8 protein-coding genes are annotated in these 16,853 nt (G+C 62.0%); 2 read left to right on the forward strand and 6 right to left on the reverse strand.

Going from position 1 to position 16,853, the window contains the following annotated elements; translation table 11 throughout:
- The first annotated feature begins 236 nt into the window (after nt 1-236).
- Nucleotides 237-671 (forward strand): hypothetical protein, encoded by a 435-nt coding sequence (locus A9K68_RS21495; RefSeq protein ID WP_065008008.1) that lies wholly within the window; start codon nt 237-239, stop codon nt 669-671.
- 99 nt (nt 672-770) lie between these two features.
- On the opposite strand, the gene A9K68_RS21500 is transcribed toward A9K68_RS21495, so the two are convergent.
- Nucleotides 771-1,457, reverse strand: coding sequence for a D-lyxose/D-mannose family sugar isomerase (locus A9K68_RS21500; RefSeq protein ID WP_065008007.1), 687 nt, complete (start codon nt 1,455-1,457; stop codon nt 771-773).
- Nucleotides 1,458-1,607: 150 nt separating this feature from the next.
- Here A9K68_RS21500 and A9K68_RS21505 point away from each other — a divergent pair, with 150 nt between their 5' ends.
- Nucleotides 1,608-2,666, forward strand: a complete 1,059-nt coding sequence (locus A9K68_RS21505; protein WP_065008006.1) for a D-TA family PLP-dependent enzyme — start codon at nt 1,608-1,610, stop codon at nt 2,664-2,666.
- Between the two features lie 34 nt (nt 2,667-2,700).
- Here the strand turns inward: A9K68_RS21505 and A9K68_RS21510 are convergent, their stop codons facing one another.
- The 5 genes from A9K68_RS21510 to A9K68_RS21530 all read right to left on the reverse strand — a co-directional run bounded on the left by A9K68_RS21510 (nt 2,701) and on the right by A9K68_RS21530 (nt 16,826).
- Nucleotides 2,701-4,332, reverse strand: coding sequence for a sulfotransferase (locus tag A9K68_RS21510; protein WP_065008005.1), 1,632 nt, complete (start codon nt 4,330-4,332; stop codon nt 2,701-2,703).
- A gap of 45 nt (nt 4,333-4,377) precedes the next feature.
- Entirely contained in the window at nt 4,378-5,058 is a 681-nt protein-coding gene (locus A9K68_RS21515) for an outer membrane beta-barrel protein (protein WP_065008004.1), read from the reverse strand.
- Nucleotides 5,059-5,263: 205 nt separating this feature from the next.
- Nucleotides 5,264-6,025, reverse strand: a complete 762-nt coding sequence (locus tag A9K68_RS21520; protein ID WP_065008003.1) for a heme ABC transporter permease — start codon at nt 6,023-6,025, stop codon at nt 5,264-5,266.
- A gap of 108 nt (nt 6,026-6,133) precedes the next feature.
- Complete coding sequence (locus tag A9K68_RS21525; RefSeq protein ID WP_065008002.1) at nt 6,134-7,906, reverse strand: glucan ABC transporter ATP-binding protein/ permease; 1,773 nt, start codon at nt 7,904-7,906, stop codon at nt 6,134-6,136.
- Nucleotides 7,907-8,264: 358 nt separating this feature from the next.
- Complete coding sequence (locus A9K68_RS21530; protein WP_065008001.1) at nt 8,265-16,826, reverse strand: glucoamylase family protein; 8,562 nt, start codon at nt 16,824-16,826, stop codon at nt 8,265-8,267.
- Nucleotides 16,827-16,853: the final 27 nt, after the last annotated feature.

Below are 16,853 nucleotides of genomic sequence, written 5' to 3' on the forward strand. Positions count from 1 at the left end.
GCTGGTGCCTTCCCTAACCTGCCGCAACTCGACATAGCTGACCGCCGTGGCGACCGAGGATCGGACGCAAGATCGGCTCAACGCCGCAGGCGCATGATGCCCGCCCGTTCCTGACGGCGTATTACGGGGAGCTGCGAGCCCATCTCGAGCGAAAGCTGCTGCTGGGCAACCGTAAGGCGGACAAGTCAGCGGTAGCTCTATCTCTTGGCTGACGTCGTCGAGTGCGGACTTGTAAAATGAGACAGTGCTTCCTGAACATTTTGGAAGAAAGAGTTTTCGCAATCCCCATGGTAACCACCCGCGCAGGGTGGGAGATGTTCGTCGGTCCTGTCATTTTTATTGGCGAGCTTCGTTCGGTTTCCGACAGGGAAGTTGGCGCATCAACACTCTACGCCGTCGAAAGTTACTCCAACGATGTACCCGACGAGATCGTAGACACGCTTCTGCTGGACAATTCGATTTCCCGCTATGGCTTCAAGTCATACAAGCCGTTTTTCAAAAAATGCCTGCAAATGTCCGTGGTAGAATACGGCGACAAGTTCGAACTCACGCCTTACGCCAGAGTCACCAAAGGAATAGGAGCGACACCGCTGGATACAGTTCTATTTTCCACGGGAACGCCAGAGGACCTGGGGCGTGCCGTTCGGCAGTGCATTTCCCTCTGCCGTTAACGCCGCCGAAAAGCCGAGACCTGCCATGAACAGAGATCATTGCAGAAGTTCGCGCAGGCTGCGCACTCCTCGATCGGTAGAAGGCAGCAAGGCTGCCTCCTACCCCACCCACTTCTCGTAGTCCGACACGAGCAGGTGCAGCGGCGCGACGTCCTCGTCGATGTCGGCGAAGCGGCCGATCGGGTCGCGGAAGACATTGTCGGTGAGATCGTCGTTGACGGTCGACACCTCGCCGATCAGCACATCCTTGCCCTCGGCCCAGAACGCATGCCAGACGCCCGGCAATAGCGTGACGCTCTCGCCCGGATCGAGCTTCAGCAGCCCGCCCGCCGGCAGCCTGTGGATGGTTCCGTCGACAGGCACCGATACTTCGGCCTTCGGATCGATGCCGCCATCGCGATCGTGCATGAACAGTTCCAGCACCAGCCTGCCGCCACCACGGTTGATGATGTCTTCGGCCTTGATGTTGTGGCGATGCATTGGCGACAGCTGATCCTTGCGCGAGATCATGATCTTTTCGGCATAGAGCATGCCCATGCCCTTCTTCATGTCCTCGTAGCGACCGTTGCGAACGGTGAACAGGAAGAGGCCGAGCTCGTCGAACTTGCCCTGGCCGTAGTCGGTGATGTCCCAGCCGAGCCGGGAAGAGAAGATGGCCGACGAATCCTGCCGGCGAGCCTTCATCTGTTCCGGGGTCCAATAGGCGAAGGGCGGCATGATATAGCCGAACGAACGGATGAAGGCATCGGCGTCGCGGATGATGTCGTTGATGACGGAGCGTTTCATGGTCGTGGTTCCTTCCAGTCGGCCTAGGCGATCTCCAAACCGAATAGCCGAACGCCGGTGCGGTGTCGACGTAAACCGCATGAGCTGGCCTCATGACATCCGGTTCGATCAAGGTCATAACGGCAACCAGTTTCCTGATGGTGGCATTCCATGCTGAGCATAGACGAACTCGATACACCGGCGATCCTGATCGATGTCGACCGCGCCGAAGCCAACATCGCGCGGGCGCAGGCCCACGCCGATCGCCACGGGCTGAAGCTCAGGCCGCACATCAAGACCCACAAACTGCCTTACTGGGCAAAGAAGCAGATCGCAGCGGGTGCGGTCGGCATCACCTGCCAGAAGATCGGTGAGGCCGAGGTGATGGCCGATGCCGGCCTCACCAACATTTTTCTGCCTTACAACATTCTGGGCAGGGCCAAGCTGGAGCGCCTCAAGGCGCTGCACGGCCGCGTGACGCTGTCGGTGACGGTGGACAGCAGTCAGACGCTCGACGGGCTTGCCGGCACCTTCACCGATCCCGGGCACCGGTTGCAGGTGCTGGTGGAATGCGACACCGGCATGGGCCGCTGCGGGGTGCAGTCGCCTGGCGAGGCTGTGGGGCTGGCCAAAGAGATCGCCAATGCCAAGGGGCTCGTCTTCGGTGGGCTGATGACCTACCCGGCCGCCGGTCGCGCCGCGGAGGCCGAAACCTGGCTTGCCGGCGCACGCGATGCACTTGCCGCCTGCGGCCTCGAATGCCAGCGCATCTCAAGCGGCGGCACGCCGGATATGTGGCGTTCGGGCGAGGACAGCGTCGTCACCGAATACCGGCCGGGCACTTACATCTATCTCGACCGCTACCAGGTCGCGAAAGGTGTCGGCAGCCTCGACGATTGCGCATTGACGGTGCTGTCGACGGTGGTTAGCCACCCGACACCGGTGCGCGCGATCCTAGACGCCGGCAGCAAGGCGCTCTCCAGCGACACGCTGGGGCTTGCCGATTTCGGCGAGCTGCTGGGTATTCCTGGCGCCAGGGTGACCGGCCTCAGCGAAGAGCATGGCAATGTCACGCTTTCGGGCGACACAAAACTTCTTATCGGCGAGCGCGTGCGCGTCGTGCCCGACCATTGCTGCGTCGTCACCAATCTGTTCGACGAGGTGCATCTGGTCGACGGCGACAAGGTGCTGGAGACGCTGCCGGTGGCCGCGCGGGGGCGGATGGGGTAAGCTCGATGTCGTTCGGACCGAACGCCCGTTTGGCTCAGGGTTGGACGAGCTGACCCAGCGCAGCCCTCAGCGGATCGAGGGCATCGCCGTACAGTTTCCAGCGCTCTACAGAGGATGAATAGATCGGCTGGCGCACCTGCCAGCGGCTTGGCGTTCGTACCGTGCGCTCGGTTTCGTGGAAATGCAGACATGCATCGTCCCATTCCATGCCGAGAAATCCGATCAATCCACGGGCGCGGGTTTCGAAATCGGCCACGGTTTCTTCGTAAGGCATGTCGTGGATGGCCAGCGGAACGACCTTGGCCCAATGGTGCATCAAGCGATCATATTGCCGGTAGTACTGCCCAAGCTTGGTCAGATCGGCATTGTAGCCGTGGGCATCGGAGAAATTGTGCATGAAACAGGACGTGCAATTGTCCATCGGATCACGCCGGCAGTGGACGATGCGGGCATTTGGCAAAATGAGGCCGATGAAGGCCAGCAACTCGAAATTATGCGGCATCTTGTCGATGACGCGCGCCGCCTTGCCGTTGCGCTTGTTGAGATGGCCGAGATATTTCGAGCCAAGCTCCTTCGCCCTGGTCGGTGTGAGCGAAACCATGGCCTTGGCGAAAATCGCCGGATCAGGCTGGCCGAATCCAAGTTCGCCGGCCAATGAACGGATCGCCGCCAGCTCGCCGGCGCCATAGATATCGTGATGGCTGGCGCATATTTGCTCGGTCAGCGTCGTTCCTGAACGGGGCATACCGACGATGAAGACCGGACGTTCGGACGGATTGCCGAACTTTGGCCGCGTTTCGAAAAAGCCGGTGTCGAAGGTTTCAATGAAGCTGTCATAGAGCCGCGTGTGCAGGGCAATGTCGAAATCATTGCCGGAGATTGCCTTGGCCCTGGCGAAATGGCGGATGGCCAGGCCATACTCGTGCTGGTCGTTGAGGATTTTTCCGGCGGCGTGATGCAGGATAACCCGCTCGCGATCGGTGGTCATCGGCAGTTCGAGGCGGGCCTGCACCAAAGCCAGAGCTGGATCGCCCTTGACGGCCCGACGCGCGAGCGCCAGCCCGGACAGCGCCTCGACATTTGCCTTGTCGATGGCGATGGCACGGCCAAAGCATTCGACCGCCTCGGCTTGCCGGCCCATGTCGGTGAGCAGGTCGCCCATACCGACCAGCGCCGTCAGCGATTGGCTGTCGACCGCCAGCGCACGGCGATAGAAACCCTCGGCGATGTCGCCCTCGAGTTGGCTCCGGTAGGATTTGCCGAGATTGCACAATGCCTCGACAAGCCGGCCGTCGAGCTCGATCGCTTTTCTCAGCTGTTTGCGCGCCAGTTCGATGTTGCCGATCAGGTTGTAGGCGTTGCCGAGATTGTTGCGGAAAATGGCGTTGCCCGGTTCGAGCTTCACCGCACGCTTCATGAAGTCGATGGCCGTCTCATTTTGCTGGGCCTCGATCGCCAGCGTGCCCATCAAATTGAGCGCCATGGCATTTTTGGGCTGACGTCGAAGCACGGTTTGATAGCAGAACTCGGCTTCGCGAAAGCGCTTGCGGCGCTGCAGGTCGATGCCGCGCTGCAATGTCTCCGGCGCCGGCTCGCCAGCGCTCGGCAGTAAATCCTGCGCCATGGCCGGTAGACCGACGGGCTGCCGGCGTGGCAAGAGTGGCATGCTTCACCCCCAATCGCCGGATATCACGGCAATCAGCGTGACCAATCAGAATTTGAACGTAACGCCAAGCTGCAGATTGTGGGAATTCAACTTGCCGTTCGAGAATACAGCATCGCCTTCGCGGGAGGAATCGAAGTCGACGCTGGAGACGGCCTTGAACCTGTAGCCGAAATCGAGGTCGATATTCTGCGCAAGCGCGTAGGTGACGCCGGCTCCCGCCTGGCCGGCGAAACCCCACCCACCAGATCCGTATCCATAGGCGTGACCACCCCAAGTTGTGTCGGCGGTCACATGGGCGGCGCCGATGCCGCCACCGACGTAGAGCTTGGCATCTCCAAAATGGGCAACATCGGCCCAGACGTTGGCGAGCAGATAGGCAGCGGACAAATCGCCGTCAGCCGGAAACCAGGGATGCCCACCTTCCAGATACGAACTCGCCTTGTAGCGGGCATAAGACAGTTCGCCTTCGACGCGAAACACATCGTTGAGCCGCCTACCGACGACGCCGCCGATCACGAAGCCGGTATCGAAGTCCATCGAAAAGTCGTTGTTGTAGTAATCGGCATGTGTTTTCACGCGATTCGGGAAGCTGGCGCCACCAAACAGTGTGACATACCAGAGATCCTGGGCCGCCGGAATTTCGACCGCCGCCTCGGTCGCATTGGCCGAATTCCAGCCAAGCATCAGGGCCAATGCGGACACGCCAGCCAGCAAGCGCACTTTCATCGACAAATCCCCCACGACAATTAACAGGCAAATATCACGTCCAGTGCACGCATAACGTCCAGTGCATGGCTGAACTGTCAACGTGGAAACCAGGGTGGGGTCGACCTGCGGAAATCGCTGTTGCGACGTTGCAACATTTTTACTTGCGCCTCATCGTGTCGGGCGCATTCGAATGAAGGACCAATGACCGGTAGTCAGGGTGCCCCTAGCCGGGCTTGTCTGCCTGCCTCGCCGCGACTCGGCGCATGGAGATGACGCGGCGGCGGCGAATTTCCGTGCGCATCGCCATCAGATGGAGCGCGAAGAACAGCACGGTAAAGCCCAGAGCCATCACCAGCAACGGCCTCAGCATAGAGGGGTCAATGGTCGAGCCACCCATGCGGAACACCGAAGCCGGCTGATGCAGCGTGTTCCACCAGTCGACCGAGAACTTGATGATCGGGATGTTTATGAAGCCGACCAGGGTGATGATTGCGGCGGCCCAGGCGGCGCGCGCCGCATCGTCGAGTGCCTGCGTCAGCGCGATGATGCCGAGATACATCAGAAACAGCACGAACACCGAGGTCAGCCGCGCGTCCCACACCCACCAGGTGCCCCACATCGGCTTGCCCCAGATCGAGCCGGTGATCAGCGCGAGTGCTGTAAAGACGGCGCCGATGGGTGCCGCCGATTTCAGCGCGACATCGGCCAGCGGATGGCGCCATACCAGCGTGCCCAACGCGAAAACCGCCATCAGCGTGAAACACATCATGGCCAGCCAGGCGAAGGGCACATGGATATACATGATGCGCACGGTGATGCCTTGCTGGAAATCCTCCGGCGCAGCGAAGCTCATATAGAGCCCGGCGGCCAAGATGAGTGCGGCGATGGTCGCCAGCCATGGCACCACCTTGTCGGCCAACCAGACAAACCGCGTCGGGTTGGCGAAATCCATCCAGCCGCTGAGGCGTGAAGTCAGGTCACTCATGCGGCTTTACATAAACCGGTGACGCTTTTGGGGCAATCGAGTGGTGGTGTCGCATGCTGCCTTCCCTTCTCCCATAGGACAGGTGAGAAGGGAAGGCAGCCTGGCCGCTCAGGCAGCCTCGTCCGTGATGGTGCGGCTGAGGCGGCGGACTTCCTCGTCGTTGAGCAGGCCGCCGGCGCGCAGCAGGCTGGCGAAGCGGCCATTGCGCATCGACAATTCGGCGAAGCCGCCCATTTCGACCACCTTGCCCTTGTCCATGAACACAACCAGATCGGCATCTCGAACGGTGGTCAGGCGGTGGGCGATGATGAAGGTAGTGCGGCCGCGCCGCAATTCGTCGATCGCTTCCTTGACGCGGTCTTCCGTCTCGACATCGAGCGCGCTGGTCGCTTCGTCGAGCACCAGGATGGGCGAATCCTTCAGCACGGCGCGCGCGATCGCGATACGCTGGCGCTCGCCGCCCGAAAGCTGTCCCCCGCGTTCGCCGACGACCGTGTCGTAGCCGTTGCTCTTCGAGAGGATGAAATCCTGCGCGGCAGCGGCATTGGCGGCAGCGTGGACCTCATCATAGGTCGCCTCGGCGCGCCCGACGCGGATATTGTCCTCGATCGAGCGGTTGAGCAGGCCCGCATCCTGGAACACGGTGGCGATCGAGTGGCGCAGCGACTTGCGGGTCACCGTACGGGTATCGATGCCATCGATCAGAATCCGGCCGCTGGACGGCGCAAACACGCGCTGCAAAAGATTGATGAGCGTGGTCTTGCCCGCGCCCGTCGGACCGACGACGGCGACGGTCTGGCCGGCATGGACCTCGAACGACACGTCGTTCACGCCCTGCCCCGAATTGGCGAATTCGAAGCTGACGTTTTCAAAACGCACATGACCAGTGACGTTGCCGAGGTCACGCAGCCCGTCCGGCTCGGCGGCGTCGGCCGCGGAGTCCTCGAGGCGGTAAAATTCCTCGAGCTTGGCCCTGGCCTCCGAAATCTGGTTGGCGAAGGCCGACATCTGGTCGAGCCGGGCAATCAGCAGCGTTGCAAAGCCGGTAAAGGCGATGACGTCACCGATACGCAATTGGCCACGCATGACCAGATAGGAGCCGATCAACAGCACGACCATCATCGAAATGGTGGACGACAGGCGGTGCAGGGCGTTGGCCAATGCCCACCAGTCGAGCACCGGATATTGGGCATCAAGCAGATTCTTGACATAACGCTTCAAGGCGTCGGTCTCGTGGCCGATTCGATTGTAGCTCTGCAGCACGGCGACGTTGCTGACCGAGTCGCTCACATGCGCGAACACCTGGTGAAAATGCCGCTCCACGGACGCCTGGCCTTCCCTGGTACGACGCATCACCAGCCGCCCGATTCCGACATAGAGCGCGCCCAGCGCCAGCAGGACCATCGACATGCGAATATCCATGCTGAGCGCCGTCGGCACCAGCAGAACCAGTGCCACGACAGTGGACAAATGCTGCCTCATGAACTCGAGCCAGAGGCTGAACAGGGTCTCGACCGCGCGCAGAAGCGTATGCAGAGAATTGGAGGTGCCGCGCTGATGATGCCAAGCAAGGGGCATGGTGATCACGCGCTCGAATGACTGACAAAGCACCTCGCTGCGTCGTGCATGGGCAAAGCGGTCAGCGCCGCGCGCCACCAGAACGAAGGCGACGACGTTGAAGACGCCTATACCGGCCCATACGGCGAGCGTCGAAAAGACCGAGCCGCCGTCCGAAATAGCATCGATCACCCGTCCGAACATGATCGGCTCAAGGATGGCGATAATGGCCAGCGCGACATTCGCCCCGCAGATAAACGCTACGCGTTTTCTGTCGGCAGCGAGATAACCAAGCGCTCTCCAGTAGATCTGCAGAAGGGACACTTCAGCTACTCCGGCAAATTGTTATTGTGCACTGCATCATTTTCTACACGTACCCGTTGACGTGTCGCGAAACAATGCTCGTGTACCCCTTCAGTTCCCAATTCGCGAACAAAAGATGGCGACGCTGCGAAATCTGTCGTGATCACCTAACGGTTTGAGAAAAAAGGTAAAATGTCAGCCCTGCGGCAAAATCGTGGCAGGCTGCAAGCACTGCCGCAATTTTAATCAGCAACTGGTCATGTACGAATCCCTAACGGCTGCACCGGCTTTTGGGAAAGCTCATGCGCAATAGAATTTCTAGAGCAACCTTAAACAACGCGCATCTCCAAGACGTGCAAAAACGCCAAAATCCTTGGAACTACGCCGGTATCCTGACGACCACCTCGGCCTTGTCGCCGGCTTTCGGTTCGAAAGACGAAGCCTTCGTCTTTTTACCATCTACCTCTAACGAGATGGCTTTGACCTTGGCGTCGCGGAGAACGCGAACCCTGAGTTCGGCCCCCAGCACCTTGAGCGTTGCTGTATAACCATTCCAATGGCTGGGGAGTTTCGGCCTGAACCGAATGCGCTCGCCCCTGCGCTCAATGCCGAGGATGCCCTCGACCGCCGCGCGATAAAGCCAGCCGGCCGAGCCGGTGTACCAGGTCCAGCCACCGCGGCCGCCCTTGCCTTGCCCGGCGTAGACGTCGGCCGCGACGACATAAGGCTCGACACGGTAGTGCTCGGCAGCGGCCTCGTCGAGCGCGTGGTTGACCGGGTTGAGCATCGAGAGACAGCGGTAGGCGTCGTCGGTGCGCCCCATTTCGGCGAGCGCAATGACGAACCATGTCGCCGCGTGGGTGTACTGGCCGCCGTTTTCACGGACACCCGGCGGGTAGCTCTTGATGTAGCCTGGATTCTGTTCCGTCCTGGAGAAGGGCGGGGTGAAAAGCTTGACGATCTTGAGCTCGTCGTCGACGAGCATTTTCATCGCCTGCTGCATCGCCGTCGTCGACCGCGCCGGATCGCCCTCGCCCGACAGCACGCTCCACGACTGGGCAATCGAGTCGATCTTGCACTCCTGCGAACCGCGCGACCCCAGTGGCGTGCCGTCGTCGAAGCTGCCGCGACGGTACCATTCACCATCCCAGGCCGTGCTTTCCAGCGCCCGCTTCAGCACGTCAGCGTGTTTTGTCCAGGCTTGCGCGCGCTTGGTATCGCCTTCCGCCTTGGCGACAGGTGCAAAGTCGCCCAGCGTCTTCAGCAGGAACCAGCCCAGCCAGACGCTCTCGCCCTTACCGTGCTCGCCGACACGGTTCATGCCGTCGTTCCAGTCGCCACCGAGGATCAGCGGCAGTCCGGCGGGGCTGCTGCGCTTGATCGCAAGGTCAAGTGCGCGTGCGCAATGATCATAGAGTGAAGCGGTCTTCTTCGAGATCTCCGGGGTGAAGAAGGCGTCGTGCTCGCCTTCTTCCAGAGGCGGCCCGTCGATGAAGGGCAGTTGTTCCCTGAGGATCGCGGTATCGCCGGTCACCTGCAAGTAGTGTGACGTGGCGTGGGCGAGCCAGACAACGTCGTCGGAAATCATGGTGCGGACGCCTGCCTCGGTGCGCGGCAGCCACCAGTGCTGCACGTCACCTTCGGGGAATTGCCGCCGCGCCGCGTTGAGGATCTGGTCGCGCGCCAATTTCGGATCATGGACAAGCAGAGCCAGCGTGTCCTGCAACTGATCGCGGAAGCCAAAAGCGCCGCTCGCCTGGTAAAACGCGGAGCGGGCGCGGATGCGGCAGGCAAGGCTCTGATAGGGCAGCCAGTGGTTGACCATGGCATTGAGCGCCTTGTCCGGCGTCTCGACCTGGATGGTGTCGAGAAATCCCCGCCAGGTGCGTTCGTTGTCAGCCAGCCGCTGATCGAAATCCTTGCTGCTATGATGCTGTACCAGCGCGCTGGCTTCCTCGGCAGAGGCTGCATCGCCGAGCAGCCAGAGCAGCGTCACGTCGCCGCCGGCAGGGATGTCGATGTCGCGTGCAATTGCAGCACAAGGATCATCGCCGGCCTCGACGCGGCCCGACAGGCTGGCGCCGCTGAGCACGGCATGCGGAAGTTCGCTGGTGCCGTGCCGGCCGATGAACTCGCCGCGGTCGGCCGTCACAGAATGTGCCGCGCTGTCGGTGGCCAGGAAGGCGACCCGGTCGCTGAAGTCGAGCCCGTACGGATTTTGCGCCAGCAACGCGCCCGTCACAGCATCCCTGGACGGAACGATGGTCGCCGCCGTGCGCGAACGATGGCTGCCAAGAACCCATTCCGCATAGGCATAAACCCGCAGGCGCGCCGGCACCGAACCCGAATTCTGGATGCGCAATCGGGAGATTTTCACCGGATCGACAGGATCCACCACATGGGTCAGGTCCATCGACAGCGGTCCGCGCTTCGAACGGAAGGTCGAAAAACCCTGTCCGTGCCATGTTTCGTAGGTCATGGCGGGATCGCGCACGACTGCGGCCGCCGGCGAGAACGCCCGGCCGTTGGCGTGATCGTAGATATAGATGCCCTCGCCGGGCCGGTTGGTGACCGGGTCGTTCGCCCACGGCGTCAATTGATAGTCGCGGCTGTTTCGGCTCCAGGTGAAGGCAGCGCCTTCAGCCGAAACATGGAAACCGAACGAGGCGTTGGAGACGACGTTGATCCAGGGCTGCGGCGTCGTACGCCGGCCAGCAAGGCGCACGACATAGTGGCGTCCGTCGCCCTCGAAGCCGCCAAAACCGTTCCACTGATTGAGCCCGCTGCCGTCGGCACTGCCTTCGATCGAGGCCTGGGCAGCCCATGCCTGCGGCGCCGGCGGAGACGGTTCGCGAAGCGCTGCTGCACCTGCCGGCTGCAAAGCGTCCCGTGCTTGCAGCGCAGCGGCCTCGGCGCGCTCGATCTGATCGAAGATGGTGCCGTTTCGCGTGTGCAGGGCGACGCGGGCGACGGCGAGCAGCGTCTTGTAGGTCGTCTCGTCCATGAGATCGCGGCGCACGGCGAAGATGTGCTGGCGGGGTCCGAGCTCCTTGCCGCGCAGACGGCTGTTTTCGCACAGCGTCTCGACTGCCCGTTGCAGGTCCTGCACGTAGGATGAAGCCTGCTCGTTGACCACGACAAAGTCGATCATCATGCCGCGGGCGCGCATATATTCCTGGAAGCGGAGCGCCTGGGCAACGATTTCGAGATCGGCGACATCGCCGATCCTGACCAGGAAAATCGGAAAGTCGCCGGATATGCTGGTCGGCCACAGACTGGACTGCTTACCGAGCCCGGAGGCGATCGATTCGGCCGGAAGGCGCAGGAACGGATCAGGATAGATCAGATAACGCGCCAGATTCTGCACATTGGCGGCATCGGCAAGGCTGAGGCCGAGATGACGGGTCTGCACCTGCGAGCGGGTCCAGGCGAGCATCGCCTGACGGGCGAAGGCTTCCGGATGATCGAGCCGCGCAATGGCATCTTCGAGTTCGGCACGGTTGGCGCCGACGGCAGTCCAGAAGGTCAGCGATATCTTCTTGTTGGCCGGCACGCGCACCTGTCGGCGAAGTGCTGCGACCGGATCCAGCGTGAAGCCGGAATGGCCGCCAAGCTTGGCGCCGGAATCGAAGGCGGCGGCCTCGGTTATGGTGCGGCCGCGGCCGATGAAGGCGCGCCGGTCGGTTTCGGCCTCGGCGTCGCGCGTCGACCCAGACGCGTCGGTGACGAAGTGGACCATGGTGACATCAGGCTCGTCCGTTTCCCGCTTGCGTCTTGTGGCGAAGATCGCCCCGTTATTCGCAGCGATTTCGGTTTCCACGAACATTTTCGAGAAGGCCGGATGCGCGTTGTCGGATGCGTCGTAGCCCAGCACCAGTTCGGCAAAGGAGGTCACTTCGATATGCCGATCGACCGGGCCGTCATTGTAGAGCGTCACCCGCCGGCCTTCGCCGTTTCCTTCCGAGATGACGATGCATTCGACCTCCGAACGCAGTGATCCCACCGACTTGATGAAGCTCGCCTTGTCGTCGGAGAACAGCGTCTGCACTTCTTCGTCGGTGGCACGCTTCGGCTCGGCGGTGGCCGACCACCAGTCGCCGGTGCCGGCGTCGCGCAGGAAGATATAGGAGCCAAGCCGATCCTCGGTTGGATCCGGCTGCCAGCGCGTGACGGCAAGCTCGCCCCAGCGGCTATAGCCGGAGCCGGTCGCGGTGACCATGACCGAGTAGCGGCCATTGGACATGACGCTGGTCGAACGCAGCGCCTTGAGCGGGTTGAGCACGATGCGCGTATCGGGGCTCTCGACTTCCGTTTCGTCCTTCGACCGTTCGTCGGCCTCGGTCCTGACGGTGGCGGTCGGGATGTCGCGCGGCGCTCTTTCCTGCAGCAGCAACTCGGCCGACTCGATCACCGGATCGCTGTGGAAGCGGTCGCGCAGGCGTCCTTCGAAGATGGCGTCGGCAACGGCGGCGATCGACATCCCGGAATGGTGGGCCATGTAGTTCAGCACGACGACATGGTCGGTGCCCTCCGGCACGCGCTGCGGGGTGAAATCGACCGCATCGTAGAAGCCGTGCCGCCCAAGGGCGCCAAGCCGCCTCAGCCGGGCAAGGTTCTGCACCGATTCACGCGGGGTGAACTGCGCCGCCAGCACGGTCGCATAAGGCGCAATCACCGTGTTCTGGCCAAGACCTCGCTTCAGGCCCAGCCCGGGCACGCCGAAATTGGTGTATTGGTAGGTTAGTTCGCGGTCGCGGGCGTTGTAGGCCGCTTCCGAGATCCCCCAGGGCACGTTCTTCGAGCGGCCGTACTGGATCTGACGTTTGATGATGAGCTTGCTGGTCTGGTTGAGGATGCTGCCTTGCGCCTCCTTCATCACCAGCGGCGGCATCAGATACTCGAACATCGAGCCGGACCAGGACATCAGTGCGCCCTTGAACCCGATCTCGACGATCGGCCGGCCGAGGTGGAACCAGTGCTCCGTCGGCAGATCGCCCTTGGCGATGGCGAACAGGCTGGTCAGCCGCGCCTCGGAAGCCAGGAGGTCGTAGCAGCTTTCGTCGAGCTGATGCTCCTCGACCCGGTAGCCGATCGACAGGAGCTTGCGTTCCTTCCGCATGAGGAAGGAGAAATCCATCTCGAAGGCGAAGCGACGCGTGCGCTCGCGCAGCGAAAGAAGCTTGGCCCGCAAGGCTTCGACGGCATTGTCGTCGCTATGCGCGTCATGGACATGCGCTTCGCAGGTTGCTTCCAGTCTCGCCGCCCAGTCGGCGATGGTATCGCTCTGTGTCGATGCGGCCTCGGTATGGATGGCGATGGCGAGCTTGCGAATCTCGCCGGCCAGAACGGCCAGGTTGATGGTGCGGATCGATGCCATCTCGGGCTGTGCTTTGATCGATTCGACCGCGCGCCGCATGCCGTCGAGGCGATCGGCGAGCCGCTGGCGCAACGGCCGCAACTGGCGACGGTCATCAGGCAACTCCGCCAGGCTTTCGTCGAGGATCGTCACCGTATCGAGGATACCCTCGAAGTCGCCCTGAAGGTGGACTGCAGGCGCTTCCGCCCATTCGGCGCAGGCGGCCGCCACCGCCACCAGATGGCCGGCAAGATTGCCGCTATCGACGGCGGAAATATAGAGCGGATAGAGCGGTTTCAGCGTCGTCGTGTCATACCAGTTGAAGAGATGGCCGCGCTCACGCGGCATACTCTCGATGGTCGACATCGTCGCGTCGATGCGGGTGGTCGCGTCGGACAGACTGATCCAGCCGAAGTCGCGCGCTGAAATCACCGACAGGAGATAGACGCCGATATTGGTCGGCGAGGTGCGGGGCGCCACGACAGGCGCCGGACTTTCCTGGAAATTGTCGGGCGGCAGGTTGTGATGCTCGGCCGTCACGAAGGTCTCGAAATAATGCCATGTGCGCCGCGCAACGGTACGCAGCGCATGGATGTCAGCCGCCGATATGCGCAAACGGTCCTCGGTTTCGGCCGAGCGGCTGATCCAGAAAGCGAACGCCGGCGAGCCGATCCAGAACAGCGCGAAGAAGAAGGCGACGAAAGCTCCGGTGGAATCGGCCAGAACCGGGATGGCGAGGCCGACGACCCCGACAATCACCGCGCCGTACATCATGCCGTAATAGGAGCCGAGATCGTTGTCGCCATTCTTGTGCGCCTGCGAGGCGGTGCGCCATTCGAGCAGATTCTGCCGACTGACGAACAGACGGTAGAGTGTGCGAATGATGGCGTCGCCCATCATCCAGGCCAGATGCGCCATCAGCACGATCTTCAGCGCCACCAGGGCGGTGCCGAAGACAACGTCGCGCGCCAGCGCCGAGAAATGGCCGCGCGGCGTCTGGTCGCCGCTTTTCGGCAGGATGGCGTGGACGATATCGAATGTCGGCGCCATGAAAAGCGTGAGGATCAGCAGCGCCTGCCATTGCGCGGCCTGCGTGAAAGGCAGCAACGTCCAGCCGGCGATCGCCCCCATCACCCAGAAGATCGGCGTCAGCGAGCGGCGCAGATTGTCGACCATCTTCCAGCGCGACAGCGCCGGTACGCCGGAGCGCGGATCGAGAATGAAGCCCAGAAGCTGCCAGTCGCCGCGTGCCCAGCGATGGTGGCGCGACGCGTCTACCGAATAGCGGGTCGGATAGTCCTCGACCAGTTCGACGTCCGTGACCAGCGCCGCGCGTGCCAGGGCGCCTTCGAGCAGATCGTGGCTGAGGATGGTGTTTTCATCGATGCGGCCCTTCAGCGCCGCTTCGAAGGCGTCGACATGATAGAGGCCCTTGCCGGTGAAGGAGCCGTCTCCGAAGACGTCCTGGTAGATATCCGAGACGGCAAATACGTAGGGATCAAGGCCTCGATTGGCGGAAAACACCCGCTGGAAGAAGGATGCATCGTCGCCGCTGGTCAGGGAAGCGGTGATGCGCGGCTGCAGGATGGTGTAGCCGGCGGTGACAACGCGCTTTGCCGCATCGTAATGCGGGCGGTTGAGCGGATGGCAAAGCTTGCCAACCAAACTGGCGACGGCATCGCGGGTGGTGCGCGTGTCGGCGTCGAGCGTCATGACATGGATAACGTTTTCTGGCAACGGCACATCCAGCGGCAGGAAGGTGGTGTCGCTGTCACCGCGCAACAGAAGATTCAGTTCGTGCAGCTTGCCGCGCTTGCGTTCCCAGCCCATCCAGGCGCCCTGGGATTCATTGTAGAGCCGCCGGCGATGCAGGACGTAGAAGCGCGGCGCCCCTTCGCTGGGATAGCGGGCGTTCAGCCGTGCGATCTCATCGCGAGCATATTGGAGGATCTCAATATCCGCCGCATCGATTTCGGTTTTGCTGTCCGGCCAATCCGAAAGCAGAGCGAAATGGATTTCGTCCGCCGTGTTGGCCAGGTGATGCACTTCGATATTGCGGATGTTCTCCTCAACGTCGTCGCGCGAGCCGATCAGCGACGGCACCACTACCAGCGTTCGGGCCTCGGGGGGCATGCCGCGTCTGTAGTCGTAGCCGACGAGGCGCGTGGGCTTCAGGAACAACGACACGACAGTGTTGAAGAAGGCAAGCGCGCCTTCGCTGGCTGGCACGGCAAACAGCGCCAGCATCAACGCGATCGACCATTTGGACAGGCCGAGATTGGCAAGGGCGTTGCCGGAGAGGACCAGAAGCAGGACCGTCAGCGCGAACACCGGCAAGACAATGCCCAGCCATCCGATCTTGCGGAACGCCCGTTTGATGGTGACGCTGACGGTCGGCCGATAGCCGATCGCCTTTTCCAGTTCCAGCCGGCGCGGCCCGACCAGAAAGAACCCGACGTCGGTGTGAGCGGTCGGACCGGTGCCGGTGGTATCGGCGACAGCGGCATGGCCGGCGAGTTCGATCGCCTTTTCGGCAACGCGGAATTCGGAACGATCGGAGCGGCGCGCCATTTCTTCGATCGCGGTCCGGTATTGGTCGCGCGAGAAGAAATCGAGCGCGGCGAAATCGGTGCGCTCGCGCAGCAAGCTATCAATGCGGCTGACACCTTCGAACCAAACCGTCCAGTCGATATCGTTGATAAGCCTGAGGCCGCGGATGATGTTGCCGGTGGTTACATTGCCGCCGGACAGCGTGCGATGCTCGCTGATTATGATTTCCTCGGCATCGGAGCCGGACTTTTCGAGTTCGCCCTCCAGCCATTCCAGCGCCCTGCCGGCATTTTGCGACCCGTCGCGCAGGCGGTAGAGCAATTGGGTGGCAAAGGTGGTGTCTTGTGCATGGGCGACGTAGTTCGACAGGATCGCCTGACGGTCGGCGCTGTCGTCGACCGCCAGCACGCGGTCGGCAACCTCGTTGGCAATCTGGCGCATCTGCCGGGTACGATTGACCCGGACCGCGATCCGGCGAAGATTTTCGATCAGAACGAAGCGCAGCAGCGACGGCAGCGCCCAGAGTTCGCCGATCTTCAGTGGCTCGACGGCCTGAAAGCCTTCGACGATCGCCTTGAACATGGCGGCCGAGACGGAACTGTCCGAATGCGCGACATAGGTCCAGGCCAGCGCAAGGGCGCGCGGCACGCTGGCGCCGTCGCGCAGCTTCAGGGTCGGCAACTCCCGATAGAAACGGTGCGGCAGGTCGCGCTTGACCTGGAAGATGGTTTCCTCGACCAGATAGTTGTTGTCGAGCAGCCATTGCGCCGCCGGCGTAATCGTCTCGCCTCTAGCCTGCGCGGCATTGGTCGAGCGGTAGACTTCGAGGACCTTCCTGGCACTGTCGCGGATGCGTGGCTGGAAATCGAACGGCCCCAGGCCGAACAGATCCTTGACGTCGCCCTTGGCGAGGCTTGTACCCAGCGTGCGCAGGCGCTCTTCCGGCAGGAAATTGGAGCGTATCGGCTCTTCCGTGATGGCCGGGAAGCTCGCGCTCGACTTTTCTATTTGGGTGGGGTCTGTTTGGATATTCATCGAAAATTCCGTATGGGGGACGCGTTA

Source organism: Mesorhizobium sp. AA22 (assembly GCF_001672375.2).
GTDB lineage: Bacteria > Pseudomonadota > Alphaproteobacteria > Rhizobiales > Rhizobiaceae > Mesorhizobium > Mesorhizobium wenxiniae.